A 19,585-nucleotide genomic window follows, 5' to 3' on the forward strand; every position below is an offset into this window, starting at 1 on the left:
GAGGGCTTTTCCCGATCGCACCTCACATTCGTGACACCTAAAAACAAACAATCAATTCTCAAATAAGGATAAACAAAGATGAATCTTCCCATTCAATCTCAACCCATAAATCGTCAAGTTACTGCAAGCGCTATCAAAGCAACTGGTATTTTGGCATCTTGCTGTCCTGGCGGTAAACAATGCTACGGGCTATGCATTTTCGGCTCATGTGTTGGAGTTTGCGCATAATTTACGGTTGTAGAAGTGCTGTTTCATAGGCAATAACGATGATCAAGAATTACGGTTTCTGTATATTCGGTGTCTATTAGAAAGGCCAATAGCTATCAACAAGAACGATCATTCAAATCTATTGGCATTCATAATCATTATATTAATGGGAGTGAATGCCATTCCTTCTTCGGTAGTGGTGTACAAGTAGTGATTTTTGCAGTTAGACTCCTGAGAGTGAAAGGGGTTTAGTTAGAAATATCACTACATCTACAGGACTACCGAATCATTCAGTATTTACCATTCCCTAACTTTTTAGCGGGGAATGTTTTTTTCTACTGAGAACTTTGTACTGTCCAGTACCTTACTTCCCAGAAAAAAACACAACAATAACCAACAACAATCAATGAAACTTTTAAAAAAATTATCAACAGGAAAATACCGCAAATGGCTGATTACACTGCTAACCATTATTATCTTATCGGTTACAGCTACGCCCGCCTTCGCTTTTGTTAGTACAGAAACAACTGAAAATTCTTTAACTGAACTTAATCAAGCTTTTGATCAAGCATGGGCAGAAAAACCAACTGAAGACAGAAAAAGTCATTTATATGGAGTTTGTGACTCAGATAAAACTTCAGTGCTTCAACAAAGTTGTCTAGATGAATTAGAAACCTTTTTGAAGTTCAAAAAAAAGTCAATTGTTGATGCTTGCTACCAACCAGGAGTTAATATGAAAATTTGTCTGGGTTTGGCAAATACCGAACAATTAGATAAATGGATTAAACAACTTCACTACAGCAATTCATTGAGGAATTAACCACTTGATGACTTACGCAGTACAGCTATGTACTGGTTTATGGCATTCTAAAAAATCTACAATTAAACGTTTTCCCAATACTGCTGTAATTTGACCTATTCCATGTTCAGGAGAATAAATTTTCGCACCATTTTTTAACCATTCTGGAGGAGATGGTAATTGATTTCCAGCTCGGATAATAGCAGCATAGTCCGTCGGTTTATCATTCATGTTTCTAGCAAAAATAGCAGGGAACAGGGAAAAGTTAGAAAAACATTTCCTAGTCTTAGGTTCATCACCAGTAATTGTCAATAACCAATTCTTTCTTAGTAATTAACACTTAGCTTTTACAAAACTATTTCAGAAAAGAGGGAATAGGAAATAGGGGAAAATAATTGATTATTTCTGTAGGATAATTAATTTTATTTTTGATTTATGGAGATGCCTATTCTAGTCTAGCTTAGAGAAAAGATTTTAATAACCAGAGTCGGATGGTAAATTAGGCTGTTTTGCTGCTTTTCTTGCTAAAAAATCACAACGTTCATTTTCTGGATGTCCTGAGTGACCTTTTACCCATAAAAACTTTACTTGATGTTGGCTACAAAGTTCATCAAGTTCCTCCCAAAGGTCTATATTGGCTTTCCGTTTCCAATTTTTTGTCATGGTATTAACTAAGTATTGACTATCAGAATACAACTCAACTTCACAGGGAAACTTTAAAGCTTCTAAACCTTTAATAGCTGCCATTAATTCCATCCTATTATTAGTTGTATAACTATAACCACCCGAAAGTTCTTTTCGATCTTCATTAACACTCAGAATAATTCCATAACCACCAGGGCCAGGATTTTTAATGCAAGCTCCATCAGTATAAATTTGAACTTTTTTTTCTAAATTGAAATCAGCTTCAATTTCTTGATTCCAGTCTTCCCAATCTGATTCCATAATCCATTTTTTTAAAGAAGTAAAATCATCAAGAGAAAGAGATTGAATTGCTGCTTTAATTTCTTTGATTGTAGTCATTTCAGTTATTAGTTATTAGTTATCAGTTATCAGAAGGCATAAGCTTGAAATATTAATTTGAGAGCTTTTATACCAAATTTGCCAAGGCAAGATTATTTATATTATACCTCTTACAAAAATTTTAATTAAATCAACTTCAAGATATGAAATCAACAATTTCATTCCTTATTCCCTATTCCCTGACTTGGGTTATCTAACCATATCCAATCTCCCCTTACAGCAGTTTTCATTTGGGTAAACCACAGTAGGGACGTTCCATGGAACGTCCCTACAAGGTTCTGGCTGTGACGACGTGGTTCATCAATCTGAAAAGCGCTGTAAGAAGAAAAAAATTTCCTTTTTAACAAATCCTTCTATTACAGAAGAGGTAATTATTAATTATTAATTGTTAATTATTAATTATTGAAATATATTCCGCCAAATCTTCTAATGGTTCATCAAAATCATCTGAAATAATAATTTGACCTGCCCAACTATCATAACCCCGAACAGTTTCTATTTTGTCCTGAGATTGTTGATTATTTGGATATTTTTCTTGTAAATATTCTGCATAATGCAATAATTCAGTCTTCAGAGATTCAGGTAGATTAATAACAACTTTCCACAAAGCTAGCTCAGTATTCATAAATTTTATTTTAACCAGATCGAGGGATGAACATCTAATTTCAAAGTGGTATAATAATTTGACTTAATCGCCGAATAACGATATGATGCAGTAAAAAGCATAACCCAAATTATAGCAGGTAATTATAATATGGAACAACTCACCGTCGATCAATTTGGTCGTATCGAAATCCCTGAAAAAATACGCCAACAATTAGGAATTGACAATCAAACTAAGTTATTCTTAAAAGTTGAAAATGGCCAACTTATTATTCAACCCTTAAAACCAGAATTAGAAACCTACTATGAAGATGGAATATTAGTCTTTACAGCTGAACCGATAGGTAATACAGAAATAATCATTGATGAACTTAGAACAGAAAGAATTAATGAATTAACATCGTGGTAAAAGCTTTATTTGATACAAGTGTTTTAGTTTCTGCATTATGGACTAATCATCCTAAACATTCAGCTTGTCTTTCACAATTAAAAAAAGTTAAATCTGGAAATATTCAAGGAATAATTTGCACTCATACTTTGGCAGAACTCTATTCCGTTTTAACTCGTCTTCCTATAAAACCTGCTGTTTCCTCACAACTTGCACAACAATTAATCAGAGAAAATTTAGTAGAATTTGAAGTAATTTCTCTCTCTACTGAAGATTATCAAAATGTTATTAATAAAATGGTAACTTTGAATTTAACAGGAGGTGGGATTTATGATGGTTTAATTGCTCAAGTTGTTTTTAAAGTAGAAGTAGATCGGTTACTTACTTTAAATCCTAAGCATTTTATACGTCTTGGAGAAGAAATAGCAAAATTAGTAGAAGTACCGACATAAAATTTACCAAAATAATTGGGTTTAAAGTCCCGCCTGGATCGGCGAAATGTTTTTGGAGCGGGGCGTAAATCCCCGTTACAAAAACAACTTCTGACTTCTGACTTCTAACTTCTGACTTCGTTAAGGCATCCCATAATATCGCATTACTTTTGTAGAGTATGTTAGTTAAATGCAATACCGTTTCACTGAGTTCTGAATTCTAAATTCTGAATTCAGAATGCCAGATTTGATAGGCTAAAAACTTTGACACTTCCCTACAGTTTCAGGCAATTATTTGACATTTAAAGTTTGAAACTATTTGTGACATCCTTAAAGTGAATTGGTATAACGTACCGTCTATCTTAAATGTAATCCTATAATTTAAACAACAGCAAATTCAGTTAACTTACGAGTTTCAGGATCGTGGAAAGCTAAAACAATATCTTTTTTCGGTACATTTTCACGTAATAACTCATTAGCAATTCCTGACTCTGTCCAATCTTCCTCAATATAAATCTTCTCATTTTTAATCCGAATATGAACTTGAATATTTCTGATTTTTTTCTTGCCTTCCCAACCCATAAACAGCCAAAAATATTGATCGTGTATCTCATCAAAAACAAGACAACTTTCTCGATCTAAATTTGCTGAACCTGAAACCCATTCGTGATATTCGGTTAATATCTTTTTAATAGAATTACGATATTTTTCTAATTTATCCATTGTAAAATTTCCTCCTGCTCCATATCAACAATAATCAAAAGTAATTGATTAATTTTAGAAATATCTTGAATTGAATCCCGTTGAAAAAAATTTTCGTAAACACTGTCTTTAATTGCTAAATAAATTTGATGTTCTGCTTCAATAAGATTGATTAAATTTCGATACAAAATATATTGCCCTAAAGCTGTTTCAAAATCTCTCATTGGAGAAGGACTTAAAAAGCTTTTAATTTCGACAACAATTTTCCTTCCTTTTTTTTCAGCAGCAATAGGTTTTTATACTGCTAAATCGGCAAATAATTCAGCATCTTTATATTTGATTTTATAAGGATCGGCTAAAATTATCCAACCGTCTTTAATTAAAGCATTTTTAACTGCATAGTGGTAAACATCTCTTGCTGGCATTATTTCAATAAAACCCTATAATTTAAACAACAGCAAACTCAGTTAACTTACGAGTTTCAGGATCGTGGAAAGCTAAAACAATATCCTCTTTCGGTACATTTTCCCGTAATAATTCATTAGCAATTCCTGACTCCGTCCAATCTTCTTCAATATAAATTTTCTCATTTTTAATCCGAATATAAACAGAAATTGCTTTAATTCGTCTATCATTTTTCCAGCCAATATTAAACCAAAGATATTGACTTCTTTGGTCATCAAACATTAATACCTCATCTATATCAGGATCTGGAACCTGCGCTGATATTGTTTGATAATCAGTTAGGATTTGTTTGATGATATTTTGATAATTAATTAACTGAACCATTTAATAATTTCCTCTTTTTTAATGTCGATTGCTAATAGTAAAAGTTAATATTTAAAGCTAAAACAATGTACTCTATAAAGCAAAGACAATTTTTAAAGCCAGATCAATTTTTAGGACTAATTCTGTTTCTAGTTCACCTCTAATACTTACTAAGCGAAAAGAGTAATCAATTGGTCTAGTTTGCAAACAATCTGCTATTGATTTTTTACTTAAACAGTTAACTGAAGATGGTTCAATTACTACATTAGTTTTAATCCTTGCCTTTTTTTGACTCCAGTTTGTAACAGGGACAACTTGAATAACAGGTACACGCTCATTATAAGTATTATTCGTAACAATAATACAAGGTCTAATCTTTCCTGTTTCTGAACCTAGAGTCGGGTCAAGATTAAGCACAATAATCATACCTCGTTTTAGTTTCATCTTTCTCGAAAACCTGCTCAAGCAGTCACTGTTAATTCTTGTAATTCAGCATCTTCTTGATATATTTCGTCANCATAAGCTAAACATTCATAGGCCCTTGACAAGCTAGGAGAATTTTGTTATTATCAATGTCAACACAGGGGGAGGACATCACCTCTGTCTAAACAGCGGTCAGGGTTTCCCAGACTGAAGAATCCCGCTTTGTCCCGTAAGGGCAACGTCGGGAGTATGTCAACTGGCTTAACTGCCAAAATCAGAGTTTGCACTTAACTCTTAGAGGCGAGTAGAAAGCTTATCTTTGACTAATATATAGCTTTATATAACCCGCCTCGATTTTATAATTATCTCTCACACTTGAGGGCCATACCAGAAAAATTTCTGTTAATTTGCCTGAGATACTTTCATTGCATCAGCCAACTCTGCCGCTACCTCTGGTCTTGAAAATTCTGGTGGTGGTAACTCACCCCGACGTAACATTTCTCGTACTTTTGTCCCTGATAAATGAATTCGTTCTTCTTTTGTACTTGGACTTGTTTTGCTTGTGGCCATACCTTTAGTCCGAGTACAGTAGAAAGCGTGTTCAAACTTCATTGGAACGATGTCTAACTCTCCAGGTTCAAACTCATCGAAGATATATTGAGCATCATAAGTTCCATAATAATCCCCTACCCCAGCATGATCTCGACCAACAATAAAGTGGGTACAACCATAGTTTTTCCGCACCAAAGCATGAAAAATTGCCTCCCGTGGGCCAGCATAACGCATGGCCGAGGGATTAATGGCCATCATTACCCGGTCTTGAGGAAAGTATTTTTCTAACATAATCTCGTAGCAACGCATCCTGACATCAGCAGGAATGTCATCTGATTTGGTAGCACCCACCAAAGGATGTAGAAATAAACCATCTACTGTTTCTAAAGCACATTTTTGAATATATTCGTGGGCACGGTGGATGGGGTTACGGGTTTGGAAACCAACTACTGTATTCCAACCTTTGTCCAGGAATAGTTTTCTAGACTCGGCTGGATCTATTTGATATTTGGGAAATAATGGGTGAGGATGACGTTTTAATAACCAGACTGGACCTGCTAAGTTTATTGGGCCAGCATCATACACGACTTTCACTCCTGGATGTTGAATTTCGTCTGTACGATAAACATTGGTTGCTTCATGGGCTTTATTGTAGCGGAACTTTTGAGTTAATTCTAAAACTCCTGCAAATTCTCCTTCTGGAGAATCTAGGCGCACCCAACTTCCTTCTTTAATTGAATCTGCTACTTCTTCTGAGACTGATAATGTTACAGGTATACTCCAAGGTAGTCCATTTTTCAGGCGCATATCTGTAACTACACTTTCATAGTCATCTGCTTCCATAAAACCATTGAGAGGACTAAAACCTCCTATAGCTATCATTTCTAAGTCTGAAAGAGCTCGCTTGTCTAATTGTATCTTTGGTAAGCTTTCAGCTTTTTCCATGAATTCTTGTCGTTCTGCTGGTGTGGCAATCCGATTAATCAGGTGGCCACCGTGTGCTGGTATACCATTTGGATGCTTAGTCAAAGTGATTCCTCTCTATTATTGACTACTATGGTTGAGAAAGATTAAATTTTCTAATCTTTAATCCTACATCTTTGAGGTACATATATCTTGATTTACTAGATTACTAGATTAAGGTAAAGGTAATTCTAAAAGATGCTTTCTTTTTCCTAATTTCTTTTGTGGTAATCATGTCACCGGACTTAATCAAATTTATCTATATAGCAATTCCCAAAAAGCGTGAGGTACAAAATTCTTTGGTTTTAGGGAACAGGGAACAGCGGATCTGGGAACAGGGGACAGGGAATAGGCAGTAGTAATTCTCATTCCGTAGGAATAGATAAAGAAGAAAAACAACTGTACCTCCGAAAGCTTGGGAAACGCTATATAGCGCTAGGGAATAGGGAATAGTAGAGTTTCAAAGGGTTTTTCTTATAGGGAAATACTCCGCAAACAGGATTTATAAATGTCCTAATCTTAATGCGTAGCGCTATATATTTTTTAGGACTTACGCATGAACGCTATTGGTAGGGTGCGTTATGCTACCGCTAACGCACCAATACTCTATATATAGTGCCTTTGCGTAAGTCCTGTATTTATTAAATCACAATCTGCTGGTATAGGATTTATATTTAAGCTGCGATCGCTTTTTCCTCAAAAAAAGCAGTAGGAAATCAAATATATACAGATTTATCTGATAACTACAACAACTAACTTTCACTACAGTAAATAAAACTATAGCAACCAGTGCTGGATTTCTAAAAAAAACAAATACAGATAATTTAGTGTCAAACTCTTACTACTGTTTCTTATTTCTTAATTCCAAAATATTTTTTACACAACCGAGATTATGACTCCTTAATACCATTTCTCAAAAAGAGTCAAAATCATCAAATGTAAAGTTATGTAAAAAATATACTGTCTTTAATGTAAATAATTTGACAAAAACTGCTTGACTAAATTAGTATGATCTAAATCATCAATAAACTCTTAAACCGCAAAATTCTATCGTGCAAACTATTAGCAATCGTCAATGATGAGTGCTAAAGGTAAGTCATTAAACTTTGACGATATATCAGGCAATAAATAAAAGTTTTGCATCTGGTTTATAGAGTTGGATAAATTAGCACTCACCTTAAAAGACTGCTAATTTTAACACCACTTATAGTAATCCTAAATTAGTTATGATAACTTGACTTGTGCCTATTTATTTAAAGGATACAATAGATCGCAACTCAAAGAGATTGCTATATATAATTTGACAAATTATGAGGAGGAAAAGGATAGATGCGATACACTTTTGAACTTTTAGGTATTTCTCCAGTCCTACATTTTTTTAATCAGCAACAAAAATTACAAGTAGAAAATAACTTAAATGTAGAATATCTAGGAAACCGTAAGTGTTCCCTAGATGTATTTCTAAAATCTGTAGAAACTGTTTCTGCTCATCGTAGTTGGAGAGTAGATAGAGTTGTAGAAACGGTGATTAATTTTTGGATGAATAATGCTGATAGTATTCAGTATTGGAATTCTCGCTTGAAAGATGCTGGAGAAGGTAACCTTTTAGTGGCAAGGGTAGGAGATATTAAATCTTTACGGCAATCTTTTGAATCATTACTGAACAATTAAGTCATTGGAGACTTTTGCAGTTAATTTGTTGGGTTTCGTTCCTCAACCCAACCTACGACTAAGAAAGAAACTTTAGCTCCAGAAGCAACTGATGTATAAAACTGATATAAAGTTTTTTAAACAAGGGTATTTTTGGGAGTGATTTTGTAGTATTTAATGCGTTGTTGGATAGTTTGAATAATGTTGGTAGTTTCAGATAGACTTTGTTTGACAAAGCGATCGCTTCTTAGTTTTTCGGTTAATTCAACAATTATATTTGGTGAGCCAATTTTACCTAGAGCATTTACTGTAGTCATACGCACACCAGAGTCAGAGTCTTCTAAGAGTGAGATTAATCTTGGAACTGCTTTTGGCGAGCCAATTTTACCTAAAGCATTTGCTGTTCTCCAACGAACATTAGATTCAGAGTCTTCTAAAAGTGGAACTAATGCTGGAATTGTTGTTGACGAAATGAGACTTTATCTGTGACTGCCTTACTTAAAGCCATCATTGCACCTAAGCATGATGGACGTTCAATCCTACATAAACTCCTGTTATTATCTGACTAAATACATCTATGACGACGTAAATGACTGGTCTGCCAATTATCCAGTTACGTTGATATTTAGATACTAAATAAACATCAGCAAATGTCGCATCAATCTGATACCGATAACCAGGGCCATTGGTTTCTTGTGCGGAATGTGGGTTTAAACAGTTGGAGTAAAAAAGAAATACTATAGATAGGTAAAATAGATAAAAATATTAAAAATATCTGTTTTAAAAGTTATTGCGTAAGTCCTATCAGTTATAGTTTTAAGGAGGCTTCTGTGGAAAACGAACTTATAAAGTCCATTGTATGTATTTGTCACGATGATGGTGTCCCAGAGGGAGCAGGCTTACTTGTAGACAGTAAACATATAGTAACTTGCGCTCATGTAATCACATCAGTTATTGACAAATCATTTGATGACGATAGCATTATTGGCAGCACATTAAATGTTATTATTTACAGTTCAGGAGAGCCAGTAACTCTGAAGGCTAAAGTTGTTAAAATACAACCTCAAGATAATATAGATTTTGCAGGACTTGAGATTTTAGCCAAGCAAGACATTAAAAGTACTTCTAATGAGTTCCTAAACAATAATTTACTGTCTGGACATCAATTTAAAGTATTTGGTTTTCCAAATTATTATGATAATGGAGTTTGGTCTTATGGTGAAATTCGTGGCAAACACACAGATGACTTAATCCAAGTAGAATGCAACTCAAGTAGTGCGTATTTTATAAAGAAAGGTTTTAGTGGTACGCCTGTATGGGATGACAATCTTAATGGATGGATTGGGATAATAAATAAAGCAGATATTCTCCCAGAATCTCACGGTGCTACTATGATTTCGGCATCTGTTATACAGCAATGTTGGCCTGAAGTTGTGAAACTAGCTGCTACAACAGAAGTTCAGTATCTTTCACAGCTAGTGAACAATATGCAAAACTTTTCAGGGATAGTTGCATATGTTCCACTCACTATTACAGTAACTTACAATACAGTCAAACCTGAACCTTTTGTTGATAAAGGCATAAAATGGTCTAGTGAATTTGATAGCTCAGTATCAAATAAACGCACTAATGATGGTTACGCAACTACAGAAGAAAAAAAAGAAATAGAAGAAGTTATTTCAATTCATTCGAGGTTTGTGATTTTAGGAGACTTAGGAGCTGGAAAAACTACTTCGTTACAGCATACTGTAATTAAATTATCACAAAAGCGATTAAATACTGGTAATGGGCTTATACCGATTTTTGTTGATCTATCTGATAAATGGATAAAACCAAATGAAGACAATTCAACTAGCGGTTATTCCATTGGCTTGAAGAATCTTCTAAAAAAGAATTGGACTTTAAAAGCAGACCTTGAAGAAATGCTAGCTACTGGCAAAGCTATTGTATTCTTAGATGGTTTGAATGAGATGGGTTCAGATAAGTTACAAAAGCGAGATGCTATTAAGAATTGGCTTCAAGGTCAATCTAGTCCCAGGTATGCAATTTTTGCCTGTAGAAACTCTTCATATAGTAATGAGTTGGATTTGGGTTTACCTACAGCATCAATTGGCAAGCTTGAGAAAAATTCGTGGATTCTTATTGCAACTAAACTTATTAACTATATAAATAAGTATAACGAAAACCAAGTAAATCTGGAAGATTTTTTAAGTTTAATCCGCAGCACAGAACAACTAAGTTGTGTTTTGAGCAGACCTTACTTTGTAGAACGTCTAGTTCAAATATATGATAGTGGTGGTAATATTCCTAGTACCGAAGCGCTGATTTTAGATGATTTTGCAAAAATTGTATGGAAGAGAGAAAGGCTTCAACAGCCTAATTTACCTGATTTTTCAGCAATGAAAACGATTATGGGACATCTAGCCTTTTTGCTGGTCTCAGATCAGAGATTTACTGTTTCCTACAATCAAATGTTAAAAGAGACCATTGGATTTTTTAAACAGTTTTTCAAGCGTAATGAAGTTTCTACTTTCAATATAGTTATTAAAGCTTGTGTAAAAGCTGATTTACTTAAGTGCGAAGGAGATAGTTACAAATTTTCAGACGAGTTTTTTATGGATTATTTTGCTGCATACCATATGGTTGATAATCCAACAAAAATACCTATGCTACCAGATAAAGATAATGTTTATGTACAAGATTCATGGATGAAATCTGTTAGTTATTTTTATTATTTATTACCTGAAGAAGAAGAGGATTTACTTAATATTGTAAAAGTAATAGTTACACGTAATCCTTTTATTGCCACAGAATCGATACTACTTTTGGATTCAAGGCTCAAACATTGTAGTTTTCTTGTAGAAAATTTGTTAAAGCTGTTAGAAAAACCATGTTCTCCTTCTTTTGAAAAAGCGCTTTTGCTAGCTTTCAAAAAAATTGGTTCTGAATCTCACAACCAAATTCTCCAAATTCTTGACAACAAAAAAGCCGATTTAGGTAAAAAATCTATCGCTGCATGGCTTTCAGGCGAACTATGTATAATGCAAGCAGTTCCTAAACTTCAGGAAATTATTTCATCTGAGGATTCCTTGAAAACAGAGCTTAACTCAGTCATTGCGGAAAAAGAGCGCCTAAATAAAGAACTGGAAGACCTTGAGAGGAAGGAGGGATGGTTAGTATTTGGAGAGTTAGCATTAAACTTTGGTCTTGCTCTTATTTCTGGTAGTCCAGCTAATATGAGTACTGCTTTTGAAACTATGAAAAAACCTCCTAATACTATAGGATCACTTACATCTAACAAACTACGAGAAATAAGTGATCTAGAAAAGAAAATTTCAGAATTTAATTCTATTACTAAATTTATAAGTAACGCAAAAAAAGCTTTAAACACCATCCTTTCAGTAAGTTAGGGGTGAAAAAACGCTAGTGCATCAAGAAAGTGCGGGAATGATAAGATGAATATTGTTTCTAATTGTAATTCCATTAACTTACAAACACATTGACTTACAAACATAGGTATAAATACAATGAGTAATCAAAATAGACTTATAGAGTACAAAATTGACGATGAACATACAATCCTGGTTGAAGTAGTTGAACCAATGCCCGGTGGATTAGCTCCTGTAGGTAGAACTGCTGATGCTGTCGCTAAATCCCAAAAAACACTTTCTGAAGCCGTAGACAATGTTAAACCAGTAGCAGAAGCTATAATAAGAAAATTATCAAACCTAAGCAATCCTCCAAGTGAGATTGCTGTAGAATTCGGATTAAAACTCAGTGCAAAGGCAGGGGCAATTTTAACAGCAGTTGGTGTTGAGTGTAATTATGTGGTCAAACTCACCTGGAAGGAAGACCCAAATAATAATTCTAAGAAATAGTCTTTATTGGGCTAATGCTAGAGAAAGTTTTAGCCCTTATCAATAATCAATAAATTCTGGTGTAGATAAAATCGGTGGTAAAGCTTCAATCATCAGATTGTTGTTATATTCTACTAAGCTAAATTGACGATATTTAGCAACAGCAGTTTCTGTACCATCAGGAATATTTATCCAGTCATAAATGAATCCATTCTATGTTGTTGGCAAAAATTGGGGAAATTCCTTATTATTAATTATGCAAGTTTATTATTTCACCACAGAATTCTCAAATCAAGCAATACTACCCCGCTTCCGAGTCTCTTTATAAGAAGTTCCCACATTTTTCAAACCAGCTTTAATCATTTCCTGCTCCAACAAAGCAAAGAAACTTAAGCGATCGCCTCCCCTAACCACCGCCTGATTATGAGCTTCAGCTAATGCCACCGGATAACCATAACCTTTTTGCACTTGAGCCAACATCATTCCTAACACTAACTCCAACATTTCTTCATCTTCAGCCACCCATTCCGGCATATCAATTCTGGCAACTTCAGTACCAACATTCACATAACAAAAATAGATAGTATTATCCCCATATAAATCCAAAATTCTAGCGGAAGATTGCCATAAAGGACTTCTTTGCCCAGGTCGTAATATTGAACCCCAAAATATTACATCTCGCAACGGTTCAAATGACTGACAAGGTGCTTTTTCGGTAAAACCAAACCCTCCTAGCCCAACATTCGGACAATTACTTACACAATCAGGTTCATCATAAACACAACCCTTTAAACGTAAAAAAGATAAACTTTCATTACTGCGAGAAGCACTCAAATAACCTATCACAGGAATACCTGCTAATTTTAATTTATTCCAAGCATCTAAAATCGGATTTAAAATTCTATTCCGTGGTTCAGAAGGCAAAGATTCTAAGAACCAATAAATCAGAGAACCATCAACCATTGCTAATATTGGGGAACCTAAATTATGAGAATTATTTTTCACCCATTCACAACCTAATTCTGCCAAAACCAAAGCTTCAGAAATAGTCCGTCGATAACCCATCCATTCTTCAGTTTTAATTCCCCATTGTCGAGAAATATAAAGGTCATCTGCTTCATAGAAAATTTCTGGGATACTATCTAAAAGCGGATAAATACTTTCCCCATAATGCAGCATTACTCGCCCAATATTTAGCAAATAACAATAAGCAATTTCATGGTGACTTGGTGCTATTTGAGAACCGTCCGTAGCGAAGACTGTATGATTTTTTGGAGGCAGATTAATGAGAGGATAAGTATCTAAAGATTCTATCGGAATAGCAGGATTAAAAAGTAGGCGATCGCTCCAAGTTTCTTCTAATTCTAATAATTCTTCCTGTTCATTTTTTGCTTCTTCTAATAATTGTTGAGCTATTTCTAATCTATTTTGAGCAGCGAGCGCCTCTTTTGTCAGATGTTGACTCATTCCTTGCATTTGTTGCGCTAGTTTTGTTAGGTCTAGCATAATTTTAGTTTCCTATTTTTTAGAGAATTAAGTTGTTGTTGTTTGATGAAAGTAGGGAGGTTCCATTTAACTTCCCTACTAAAGATTGTAGCTATTAATTTTGTATTCTATCTTGATGAAAATTGTTGTAACTTAGTAGAATAATACTATTTCCCAATTTCAAGTTTTTTCCTAATTTTTAAGGTACCTTCCTCATTGCTAAATTCGGAATTATCAATTCTTGAAAACACTACCTTTTAGGGAGAAATGTTTTTGGAGTGTTTCTCAAAATTTCTCCTTGAAGAACCACTTCTCAATTCTAAGTTCTGAATGTTGTTGGAGTGTTTCTCAAAATTCCACCTTGAAAAACAACTTCTCAATTCTCAATTCTTTAAAACCTTAATTTTTAAGGATAAATGTTTTTTGTAGTGTTTCTCAAAATTCCACCTTGAAAAACAACTTCTCAATTCTCAATTCTTTAAAACCTTAATTTTTAAGGAGAAGTGTTTTTGGAGTGTTCCTCAAAATTCCCCCTACAAAAACAACTTCAGAATTCTAAATTCAGAATTCTAAATTCAGAATTCTAAATAGGGTTGGCGCTCAAAAGTGTTTTTGCTCTTTCTAGTAGTCAGTAGTTAGTAGTCAGGAGAAATGGTGGATTACGGAGGATTTAGTCAGAACAATTCTTCCTCAATTTTGCTGCTGTTGTCTACTAATATCATGTTCGGATCATCAGTTATAAATAAAATTTGAGCTGCTGAGAGTAGGGAAAAGATATTATACTTCTACTTTTCTCCTGACTCCTTTCTCCAGAAATTTTGACTCCTGACTCCTTTCTCCAGAAATTCTGACTCCTGACTCCTGACTCCTGACTCCTTGATAATTATTTATAAGTATTCAACCGAACATGATATAACCCATCCTCGGTTTTTGCAGATCACGAGAGCAAAAAATAGGTACTTTTTTCGACCAAAAAAAGGCAAGTACCTTGATCTGTAAATGCTTTGAGATTTCATCACCAAACCCTAAATATTTTTGGAGTATTATTCAAAATTTTCTCTTGAAAAAACACTTCTCAATTCTAATACCATTTCTCTGTAACAATGCACTTAATAATTCTTACCCAGACTTTAACTTTACTAATAACTGTTATCTTTTATTAAGCGCAACATCAGGTCGAAATGGTATAAGTTCTTAATTCTGAATTATCAATTCTTTAAAACCCTACCTTTTAAGGAGAATTTTTTTTGGGAGTGTTCCTGAAAATTATCCCTACAAAAACAACTTCTAAAATTCTGAATTCAGAATTATAAATTCATTTATTTCCATGCAGAAAAATCCTGACAAAACTGAGCAGAAGATAATAAATGAATAGGTGGATGTTGAGCTACAGAATCTCGTTCTTTCTGAGTATTGTAACCCCAGTCTGCCAAAAATAATTCTACTTCTTTTAAATCTGGTTGTTTTTGTACCGATAATAAAGTTTTCAATCTATCTTCAACAAACCAAATAATTGCATCTTTACCTAATTCTGCCAGTAAAATTCTCAGAGTTTCATATTTCGGACGTTTAGACTCTTTACCAATAATATCTGCTTCAGGTAAATTAACACCTTGCTTTTGCAACAGAGAACGAACAAACCTTCCCTCTTTAGTTGTCACAATAACTGGTTTAACTTCAGATACCATCAACTTTTTTAGCTTTTCTATTACCCCTGGATAAAATTCATGTAAAGACAACCACCCCTCCAAATCTTTTGCTATCCATTCATCCCTACTACGATCTAAACAACTACCTATTTCTGCTCTATTTTGATTTTCTTCAGTAACAATTTTTTCAGCGATCGTTTGCCACTCATCCAAAATTTTTTCTTCCTCAATACCTAATATTAAAGCTCGAATTAAAACAGGCATTTCCCAACCAATTTCAATAACAGGACGTAACCGATAAAATTTTTCTGCTAAATCATTATTAGGTATTTCATCCGATGGTTGCCAAATTTGACAGTAGGTACGCCAGGCCGTTTGAAAATATTCAATCAACCCATTGCATAAAACGCCATCAAAGTCAAGAGCTATAAGAGTAGGAGTTTTTGTTGGCATAGTCATTTCAGTTATCAGTTATCAGTTCACACAGCTATCTTTATTATTTTCCCCTTTTTCTCAAAATTTACTCCTTCTTCTTTACTTCCGTAGAGATGTTCGTTGCATACAAGTCCCTATCTTATGTAACAAAACATCTATCACGCTTGGTATTTAGATATTGCATTTTTGGCGTTTCTGAAATTTCGGGATGAATATTTCAGTGGGGGGGACAGGTATCCTGCCTGTTCCTGCCTGTCCGAAAATATGAATAACGGGCAGGATGCCCGTTCCACTTCCACAAATATGAATAACGGGCAAGATGCCCATTCCACAGCGCATTTATGCAACGTCGCATTTTTTAACAAAAGTATCCTTTTTGCTTTAAGTATGGTTAAAATAATTACAGGTTTATTAAAATTTAAGAATTATTCTTGTCAAAAGGCCAAAAAGTCAAAAGTAGTGGTTCTGATTATATGTGGATAAACCAAACTTAATGATAATGATGGAGATGTAAAATTATGAGCACTAATGGAACTATGACAGAAACTAATAAAACTACTGATACTAGCAGTAAAACCAACACTCAAAGTAGTCAACCAACAAAATTGGAACAAGGGTCTCAACAACGCACCACTTTACAAGTAGAGACCAAACCAGTACAAGAAAAACAAGCGCAAGGAACTCAAGACTCTGGAAAATTAGCCTTACCAGGAAATCGTCCTATTGGTACAACTAATCTTAAATATACTCGCACAATTTCCAATCGTCCGATAATTTCAACTGGCCTTCAAGTTAACCACACAATGTCTGCTTCTGGAATTCGTCCAGTAGTAGTTAGTGGATTAGAAGTTCATGGTACAATGACTGCCTCTGGAGTTCGTCCAATTGGTACTAATCATCTAGAAGTTAGTCAAACATTGATGAATCGTCCAGTTGCTTCTAATCAGATTGATAGTGAAGGTTTGATGGGTTTTTTAGATTAGAATTTAACTATTAATATAATTTAGAAAGCGTATCTAAAGATTATTAATTTAGTTGGTTTGTCAAAATTCAGACTATTTTGGCAAACAATCTATTTGTTCTAGATAAAGCTATAGACAAGTTTTACGTTGGGATTTTACAACCATCGATCCCCCCGAAAACGCCAACGGGGAAAAAAAATTCGCATTACACTAACTTACAAAATAGATTTTTCTAATTATGAGAATATTATTCTTACTATCTATAGCTATTGCTGCTTGTCTTACTATAAGTGGTTGTAATTCTTCCGCTCAATTAACAAATAATCCAACAAACCCAGAATTAGAACAACAAGTATTACAGATTCTTCGCGATAATCCAGAAGCAATTATTGAATCAGTACAAGCTTATCAACAACAACAACAGCAAGAACAACAAGCTAGTCTACAGGAAACATTACAACAGTTTAAAAATAATCCTCAAGAGCAAATTGGTGAGTCTCCAACTCTTGGTTCTACTGCTCAAAAAATTGTATTGTTTGAGTTCTCTGATTTTCAATGCCCCTTTTGTGCCAAAGCAAAGGAAAATCTCAAAGAATTTATGGATAAGCATCAAGATAGGGTGACATTAGTATTTAAACATCTACCTTTAGCAAGAATTCATCCCCAAGCAATTCCGGCAGCAAAAGCAGCTTGGGCAGCTCAACAACAAGGAAAGTTTTGGGAATATCACGATGCTTTATTTGAACAACAAGATAAATTAGGAGAAGAATTCTATTTAGAGATTGCTAATAATTTGGATTTAGATATAGATAAATTTAATAGCGATCGCCAATCTGAAGCAGCAACTACTTCAATCGAAACAGATGTTAAATTAGCTCAAAAAATTGGTGTTTCTGGTACGCCATTTTTTATAATGAATGGAGAAACTTTTTCTGGTGCAGTAAAAGTATCTCAGATGGAGGATACTTTAGCTAAAGTTAGTCAATAAATTAAGGTTATATAACACTAATAAATGATTTGTAGAACTCTGAAAAAAAAGTTCTAGGGGTTTATTTTCAAATCCCATTCTTGCTTGGGTTTTGTATCCAAACCCCTACCTTTTTTCTTATTCCTTAATTGCTCAAAAAAATTAAAAATGGATTGTACAACCCATTTTTAATTAAAATAATTTTTTATTAAACAGTGTTTTTTGTTATTAGACAGTCGCTAATTGAGGTTCAGGAGCAGTAGCAGTAGCAGGAGCAGGACGCTTACTATTACGAATACCATTAATTGCTTCTGCATAATCATCAGCTTTAAATACAGCAGAACCCGCAACAATAGCATTAGCACCAGCTTCTAATACCTGCCAAGTATTATTAGTTTTCAGGCCACCATCAACTTCAATCCAAGGATTGAGTCCCCGCTCATCACACATTTGACGGAGCTGACGAATTTTAGGTACTACTCCAGGAATAAAACTCTGGCCTCCAAAACCAGGGTTAACACTCATAATCAATACTAAGTCACACAAATCTAGAACATATTCAATTAATTCTAGAGGTGTAGAAGGATTAAGAACAACACCCGCTTGCTTACCCAACTCCTTAATTTGGCCTAGAGTTCGGTGCAAATGAGGTGAAGCATTATGTTCTGCATGAACAGATATAATATCAGCACCTGCTTTGGCAAAATCTTCAACATACTTCTCTGGTTCCACAATCATTAAGTGGACATCAAGAGGTTTTTGAGTCACAGGGCGTAGTGCTTTAACAATTAATGGACCAATAGTAATGTTAGGTACAAAACGGCCATCCATTACGTCAACATGAATCCAGTCAGCACCAGCTTGATCTACAGCTCGGACTTCATCTCCTAGACGGCTAAAATCTGCGGATAATATAGATGGGGCAATAACAATAGATTTCTTATTTCCGTTTGTCATTAGAGTAAATGCTCTCCTACTTATTATGGGTTACTTGAAATTTTAACACTAATTTAATTATTTTTTCATAATATTATAGATGAAGAAGTCCTTGTTTAATTTTTAAGTTTGATTAAGGAGGAATTTGATCCAACCATTATTTAGTCTCTAATAGACTGTGATTGTAATTGAAAGTTTGAGGAAAATTATCAATAACTATTGAGGATATATAGCAATTCCCATACTGGTAAGGTACAAAATTTGTTTTAGGGAAAAAAGAACAGGGAATAGGGATATAGAATAGAAATAAAGAAAAGATAGGTGTACCTCACTTTTTCTGGGAAACGCTATATTTATTTTATAGTAAGAATTCAGCTATTAGCAGTCAGATATCAGCTTTTCAATAAACAATTTAGCTATATATACTAGACTATTAAGGTTAGCTGATAGACTTTAATCAATACTTTTAATTCTTTGAAAATATCAACGGCTTTTTCCTCTTTTAAAAGTAATGAAGCTGTTAGGGAAACTCCTCTGTTTGCGGAGCATTCCGTTTGCGTTAGCGCAGCTCCTCTGGAAGAGGCAGCATTCCGCAGGAAAGGAAAAGAGGCTAGCTAAGAGCTGAATGCTTACATTTTATATATAGCAATTCCCATCTTAATTATGAGGTACAAAATTTGTTTTTTTTAGGGAGTAGTAATTGATTCATTAATGGATAATGGATAATTACCTCTCCTTAAAAGGCAGAGGATTGACTAAAAGGAAAAAATTTATTTCTCTTGGTT

At 34.2% G+C, this 19,585-nt stretch carries 20 protein-coding genes and 1 pseudogene; 9 read left to right on the forward strand and 12 right to left on the reverse strand.

Features of this window, described 5'->3' with window-relative positions; genetic code table 11:
• The first annotated feature begins 613 nt into the window (after positions 1 to 613).
• Entirely contained in the window at positions 614 to 1,027 is a 414-nt protein-coding gene (locus tag F6K40_RS02760; protein ID WP_293131030.1) for a hypothetical protein, read from the forward strand.
• A gap of 12 nt (positions 1,028 to 1,039) precedes the next feature.
• Here F6K40_RS02760 and F6K40_RS02765 read toward each other — a convergent pair whose 3' ends face one another.
• The 3 genes from F6K40_RS02765 to vapB all read right to left on the reverse strand — a co-directional run bounded on the left by F6K40_RS02765 (position 1,040) and on the right by vapB (position 2,654).
• Positions 1,040 to 1,237: a hypothetical protein gene (locus tag F6K40_RS02765; RefSeq protein ID WP_293131033.1), complete on the reverse strand. Its 198-nt coding sequence runs from the start codon at positions 1,235 to 1,237 to the stop codon at positions 1,040 to 1,042.
• 243 nt (positions 1,238 to 1,480) lie between these two features.
• Positions 1,481 to 2,029, reverse strand: coding sequence for a ribonuclease HI (rnhA, locus tag F6K40_RS02770; protein WP_293131036.1), 549 nt, complete (start codon positions 2,027 to 2,029; stop codon positions 1,481 to 1,483).
• Between the two features lie 388 nt (positions 2,030 to 2,417).
• Entirely contained in the window at positions 2,418 to 2,654 is a 237-nt protein-coding gene (vapB, locus tag F6K40_RS02775; protein ID WP_293131039.1) for a type II toxin-antitoxin system VapB family antitoxin, read from the reverse strand.
• 129 nt (positions 2,655 to 2,783) lie between these two features.
• Here vapB and F6K40_RS02780 point away from each other — a divergent pair, with 129 nt between their 5' ends.
• Together F6K40_RS02780 and F6K40_RS02785 are read left to right on the forward strand one after the other, a co-directional pair.
• Positions 2,784 to 3,041: an AbrB/MazE/SpoVT family DNA-binding domain-containing protein gene (locus F6K40_RS02780; RefSeq protein ID WP_293131042.1), complete on the forward strand. Its 258-nt coding sequence runs from the start codon at positions 2,784 to 2,786 to the stop codon at positions 3,039 to 3,041.
• A complete protein-coding gene (locus F6K40_RS02785; RefSeq protein WP_293131045.1) occupies positions 3,035 to 3,472 on the forward strand; it encodes a type II toxin-antitoxin system VapC family toxin in 438 nt (145 codons plus the stop codon). Before F6K40_RS02780 ends, F6K40_RS02785 begins: the two co-directional genes overlap by 7 nt.
• Positions 3,473 to 3,832: 360 nt before the next feature.
• On the opposite strand, the gene F6K40_RS02790 is transcribed toward F6K40_RS02785, so the two are convergent.
• From F6K40_RS02790 to sat, 5 genes and pseudogenes are all read right to left on the reverse strand, one after another.
• A complete protein-coding gene (locus F6K40_RS02790) occupies positions 3,833 to 4,174 on the reverse strand; it encodes a XisI protein (protein ID WP_293131048.1) in 342 nt (113 codons plus the stop codon).
• Positions 4,162 to 4,578: pseudogene (locus tag F6K40_RS02795) on the reverse strand (XisH family protein). Before F6K40_RS02795 ends, F6K40_RS02790 begins: the two are co-directional and overlap by 13 nt.
• A gap of 22 nt (positions 4,579 to 4,600) precedes the next feature.
• Complete coding sequence (locus F6K40_RS02800; RefSeq protein ID WP_293131051.1) at positions 4,601 to 4,942, reverse strand: XisI protein; 342 nt, start codon at positions 4,940 to 4,942, stop codon at positions 4,601 to 4,603.
• A 72-nt stretch (positions 4,943 to 5,014) separates the two neighbouring features.
• Positions 5,015 to 5,365 carry a type II toxin-antitoxin system PemK/MazF family toxin gene (locus tag F6K40_RS02805; protein ID WP_293131054.1) on the reverse strand — a complete coding sequence of 117 codons (351 nt, stop codon included), beginning with the start codon at positions 5,363 to 5,365 and terminating at the stop codon, positions 5,015 to 5,017.
• A 381-nt stretch (positions 5,366 to 5,746) separates the two neighbouring features.
• Positions 5,747 to 6,925 (reverse strand): sulfate adenylyltransferase, encoded by a 1,179-nt coding sequence (sat, locus tag F6K40_RS02810; RefSeq protein ID WP_293131057.1) that lies wholly within the window; start codon positions 6,923 to 6,925, stop codon positions 5,747 to 5,749.
• Between the two features lie 1,263 nt (positions 6,926 to 8,188).
• Here sat and F6K40_RS02815 point away from each other — a divergent pair.
• The gene (locus F6K40_RS02815; RefSeq protein ID WP_293131060.1) at positions 8,189 to 8,530 is read left to right on the forward strand and encodes a hypothetical protein; all 342 of its coding nucleotides are present in this window, start codon (positions 8,189 to 8,191) and stop codon (positions 8,528 to 8,530) included.
• 116 nt (positions 8,531 to 8,646) lie between these two features.
• On the opposite strand, the gene F6K40_RS40590 is transcribed toward F6K40_RS02815, so the two are convergent.
• Entirely contained in the window at positions 8,647 to 8,982 is a 336-nt protein-coding gene (locus tag F6K40_RS40590) for a HEAT repeat domain-containing protein (RefSeq protein ID WP_365669941.1), read from the reverse strand.
• Between the two features lie 357 nt (positions 8,983 to 9,339).
• On the opposite strand from F6K40_RS40590, the gene F6K40_RS02825 reads away from it, so the two are divergent.
• Together F6K40_RS02825 and F6K40_RS02830 are read left to right on the forward strand one after the other, a co-directional pair.
• Positions 9,340 to 11,919, forward strand: a complete 2,580-nt coding sequence (locus F6K40_RS02825) for a serine protease (protein WP_293131066.1) — start codon at positions 9,340 to 9,342, stop codon at positions 11,917 to 11,919.
• 117 nt (positions 11,920 to 12,036) lie between these two features.
• Positions 12,037 to 12,387, forward strand: a complete 351-nt coding sequence (locus tag F6K40_RS02830; RefSeq protein WP_293131069.1) for a CU044_2847 family protein — start codon at positions 12,037 to 12,039, stop codon at positions 12,385 to 12,387.
• Positions 12,388 to 12,657: 270 nt separating this feature from the next.
• Here the strand turns inward: F6K40_RS02830 and F6K40_RS02835 are convergent, their stop codons facing one another.
• Both F6K40_RS02835 and F6K40_RS02840 read right to left on the reverse strand, forming a co-directional pair.
• Positions 12,658 to 13,872: a DNA double-strand break repair nuclease NurA gene (locus tag F6K40_RS02835; RefSeq protein WP_293131072.1), complete on the reverse strand. Its 1,215-nt coding sequence runs from the start codon at positions 13,870 to 13,872 to the stop codon at positions 12,658 to 12,660.
• 1,298 nt (positions 13,873 to 15,170) lie between these two features.
• Positions 15,171 to 15,953, reverse strand: coding sequence for an HAD family hydrolase (locus tag F6K40_RS02840; RefSeq protein ID WP_293131241.1), 783 nt, complete (start codon positions 15,951 to 15,953; stop codon positions 15,171 to 15,173).
• Positions 15,954 to 16,199: 246 nt separating this feature from the next.
• Between F6K40_RS02840 and F6K40_RS02845 the strand changes: the two genes are divergently transcribed.
• The 3 genes from F6K40_RS02845 to F6K40_RS02855 all read left to right on the forward strand — a co-directional run bounded on the left by F6K40_RS02845 (position 16,200) and on the right by F6K40_RS02855 (position 17,885).
• A complete protein-coding gene (locus F6K40_RS02845; protein ID WP_293131075.1) occupies positions 16,200 to 16,418 on the forward strand; it encodes a hypothetical protein in 219 nt (72 codons plus the stop codon).
• 35 nt (positions 16,419 to 16,453) lie between these two features.
• The gene (locus F6K40_RS02850) at positions 16,454 to 16,918 is read left to right on the forward strand and encodes a hypothetical protein (protein ID WP_293131078.1); all 465 of its coding nucleotides are present in this window, start codon (positions 16,454 to 16,456) and stop codon (positions 16,916 to 16,918) included.
• Between the two features lie 217 nt (positions 16,919 to 17,135).
• Complete coding sequence (locus tag F6K40_RS02855; protein ID WP_293131081.1) at positions 17,136 to 17,885, forward strand: DsbA family protein; 750 nt, start codon at positions 17,136 to 17,138, stop codon at positions 17,883 to 17,885.
• A 207-nt stretch (positions 17,886 to 18,092) separates the two neighbouring features.
• Here the strand turns inward: F6K40_RS02855 and rpe are convergent, their stop codons facing one another.
• The gene (rpe, locus tag F6K40_RS02860) at positions 18,093 to 18,821 is read right to left on the reverse strand and encodes a ribulose-phosphate 3-epimerase (protein WP_293131084.1); all 729 of its coding nucleotides are present in this window, start codon (positions 18,819 to 18,821) and stop codon (positions 18,093 to 18,095) included.
• Positions 18,822 to 19,585 lie beyond the last annotated feature (764 nt).

It is taken from the genome of Okeania sp. SIO3I5 (genome assembly GCF_010672085.1).
Lineage (GTDB): Bacteria > Cyanobacteriota > Cyanobacteriia > Cyanobacteriales > Microcoleaceae > Trichodesmium.

Bases quoted from the DNA above. Each gene is read 5' to 3' on its own strand.
- F6K40_RS02850 (WP_293131078.1), top strand. From the start codon at position 16,454: ATGAGCACTAATGGAACTATGACAGAAACTAATAAAACTACTGATACT.
- F6K40_RS02815 (WP_293131060.1), top strand. From the start codon at position 8,189: ATGCGATACACTTTTGAACTTTTAGGTATTTCTCCAGTCCTACATTTT.
- F6K40_RS02840 (WP_293131241.1), bottom strand. From the start codon at position 15,953: ATGCCAACAAAAACTCCTACTCTTATAGCTCTTGACTTTGATGGCGTT.
- vapB (WP_293131039.1), bottom strand. From the start codon at position 2,654: ATGAATACTGAGCTAGCTTTGTGGAAAGTTGTTATTAATCTACCTGAA.
- F6K40_RS02830 (WP_293131069.1), top strand. From the start codon at position 12,037: ATGAGTAATCAAAATAGACTTATAGAGTACAAAATTGACGATGAACAT.
- rpe (WP_293131084.1), bottom strand. From the start codon at position 18,821: ATGACAAACGGAAATAAGAAATCTATTGTTATTGCCCCATCTATATTA.
- F6K40_RS02760 (WP_293131030.1), top strand. From the start codon at position 614: ATGAAACTTTTAAAAAAATTATCAACAGGAAAATACCGCAAATGGCTG.
- F6K40_RS02835 (WP_293131072.1), bottom strand. From the start codon at position 13,872: ATGCTAGACCTAACAAAACTAGCGCAACAAATGCAAGGAATGAGTCAA.
- F6K40_RS02765 (WP_293131033.1), bottom strand. From the start codon at position 1,237: ATGAATGATAAACCGACGGACTATGCTGCTATTATCCGAGCTGGAAAT.
- rnhA (WP_293131036.1), bottom strand. From the start codon at position 2,029: ATGACTACAATCAAAGAAATTAAAGCAGCAATTCAATCTCTTTCTCTT.
- F6K40_RS02855 (WP_293131081.1), top strand. From the start codon at position 17,136: ATGAGAATATTATTCTTACTATCTATAGCTATTGCTGCTTGTCTTACT.
- F6K40_RS02800 (WP_293131051.1), bottom strand. From the start codon at position 4,942: ATGGTTCAGTTAATTAATTATCAAAATATCATCAAACAAATCCTAACT.
- F6K40_RS02845 (WP_293131075.1), top strand. From the start codon at position 16,200: ATGAATAACGGGCAGGATGCCCGTTCCACTTCCACAAATATGAATAAC.
- F6K40_RS02790 (WP_293131048.1), bottom strand. From the start codon at position 4,174: ATGGATAAATTAGAAAAATATCGTAATTCTATTAAAAAGATATTAACC.
- F6K40_RS02805 (WP_293131054.1), bottom strand. From the start codon at position 5,365: ATGAAACTAAAACGAGGTATGATTATTGTGCTTAATCTTGACCCGACT.
- F6K40_RS02780 (WP_293131042.1), top strand. From the start codon at position 2,784: ATGGAACAACTCACCGTCGATCAATTTGGTCGTATCGAAATCCCTGAA.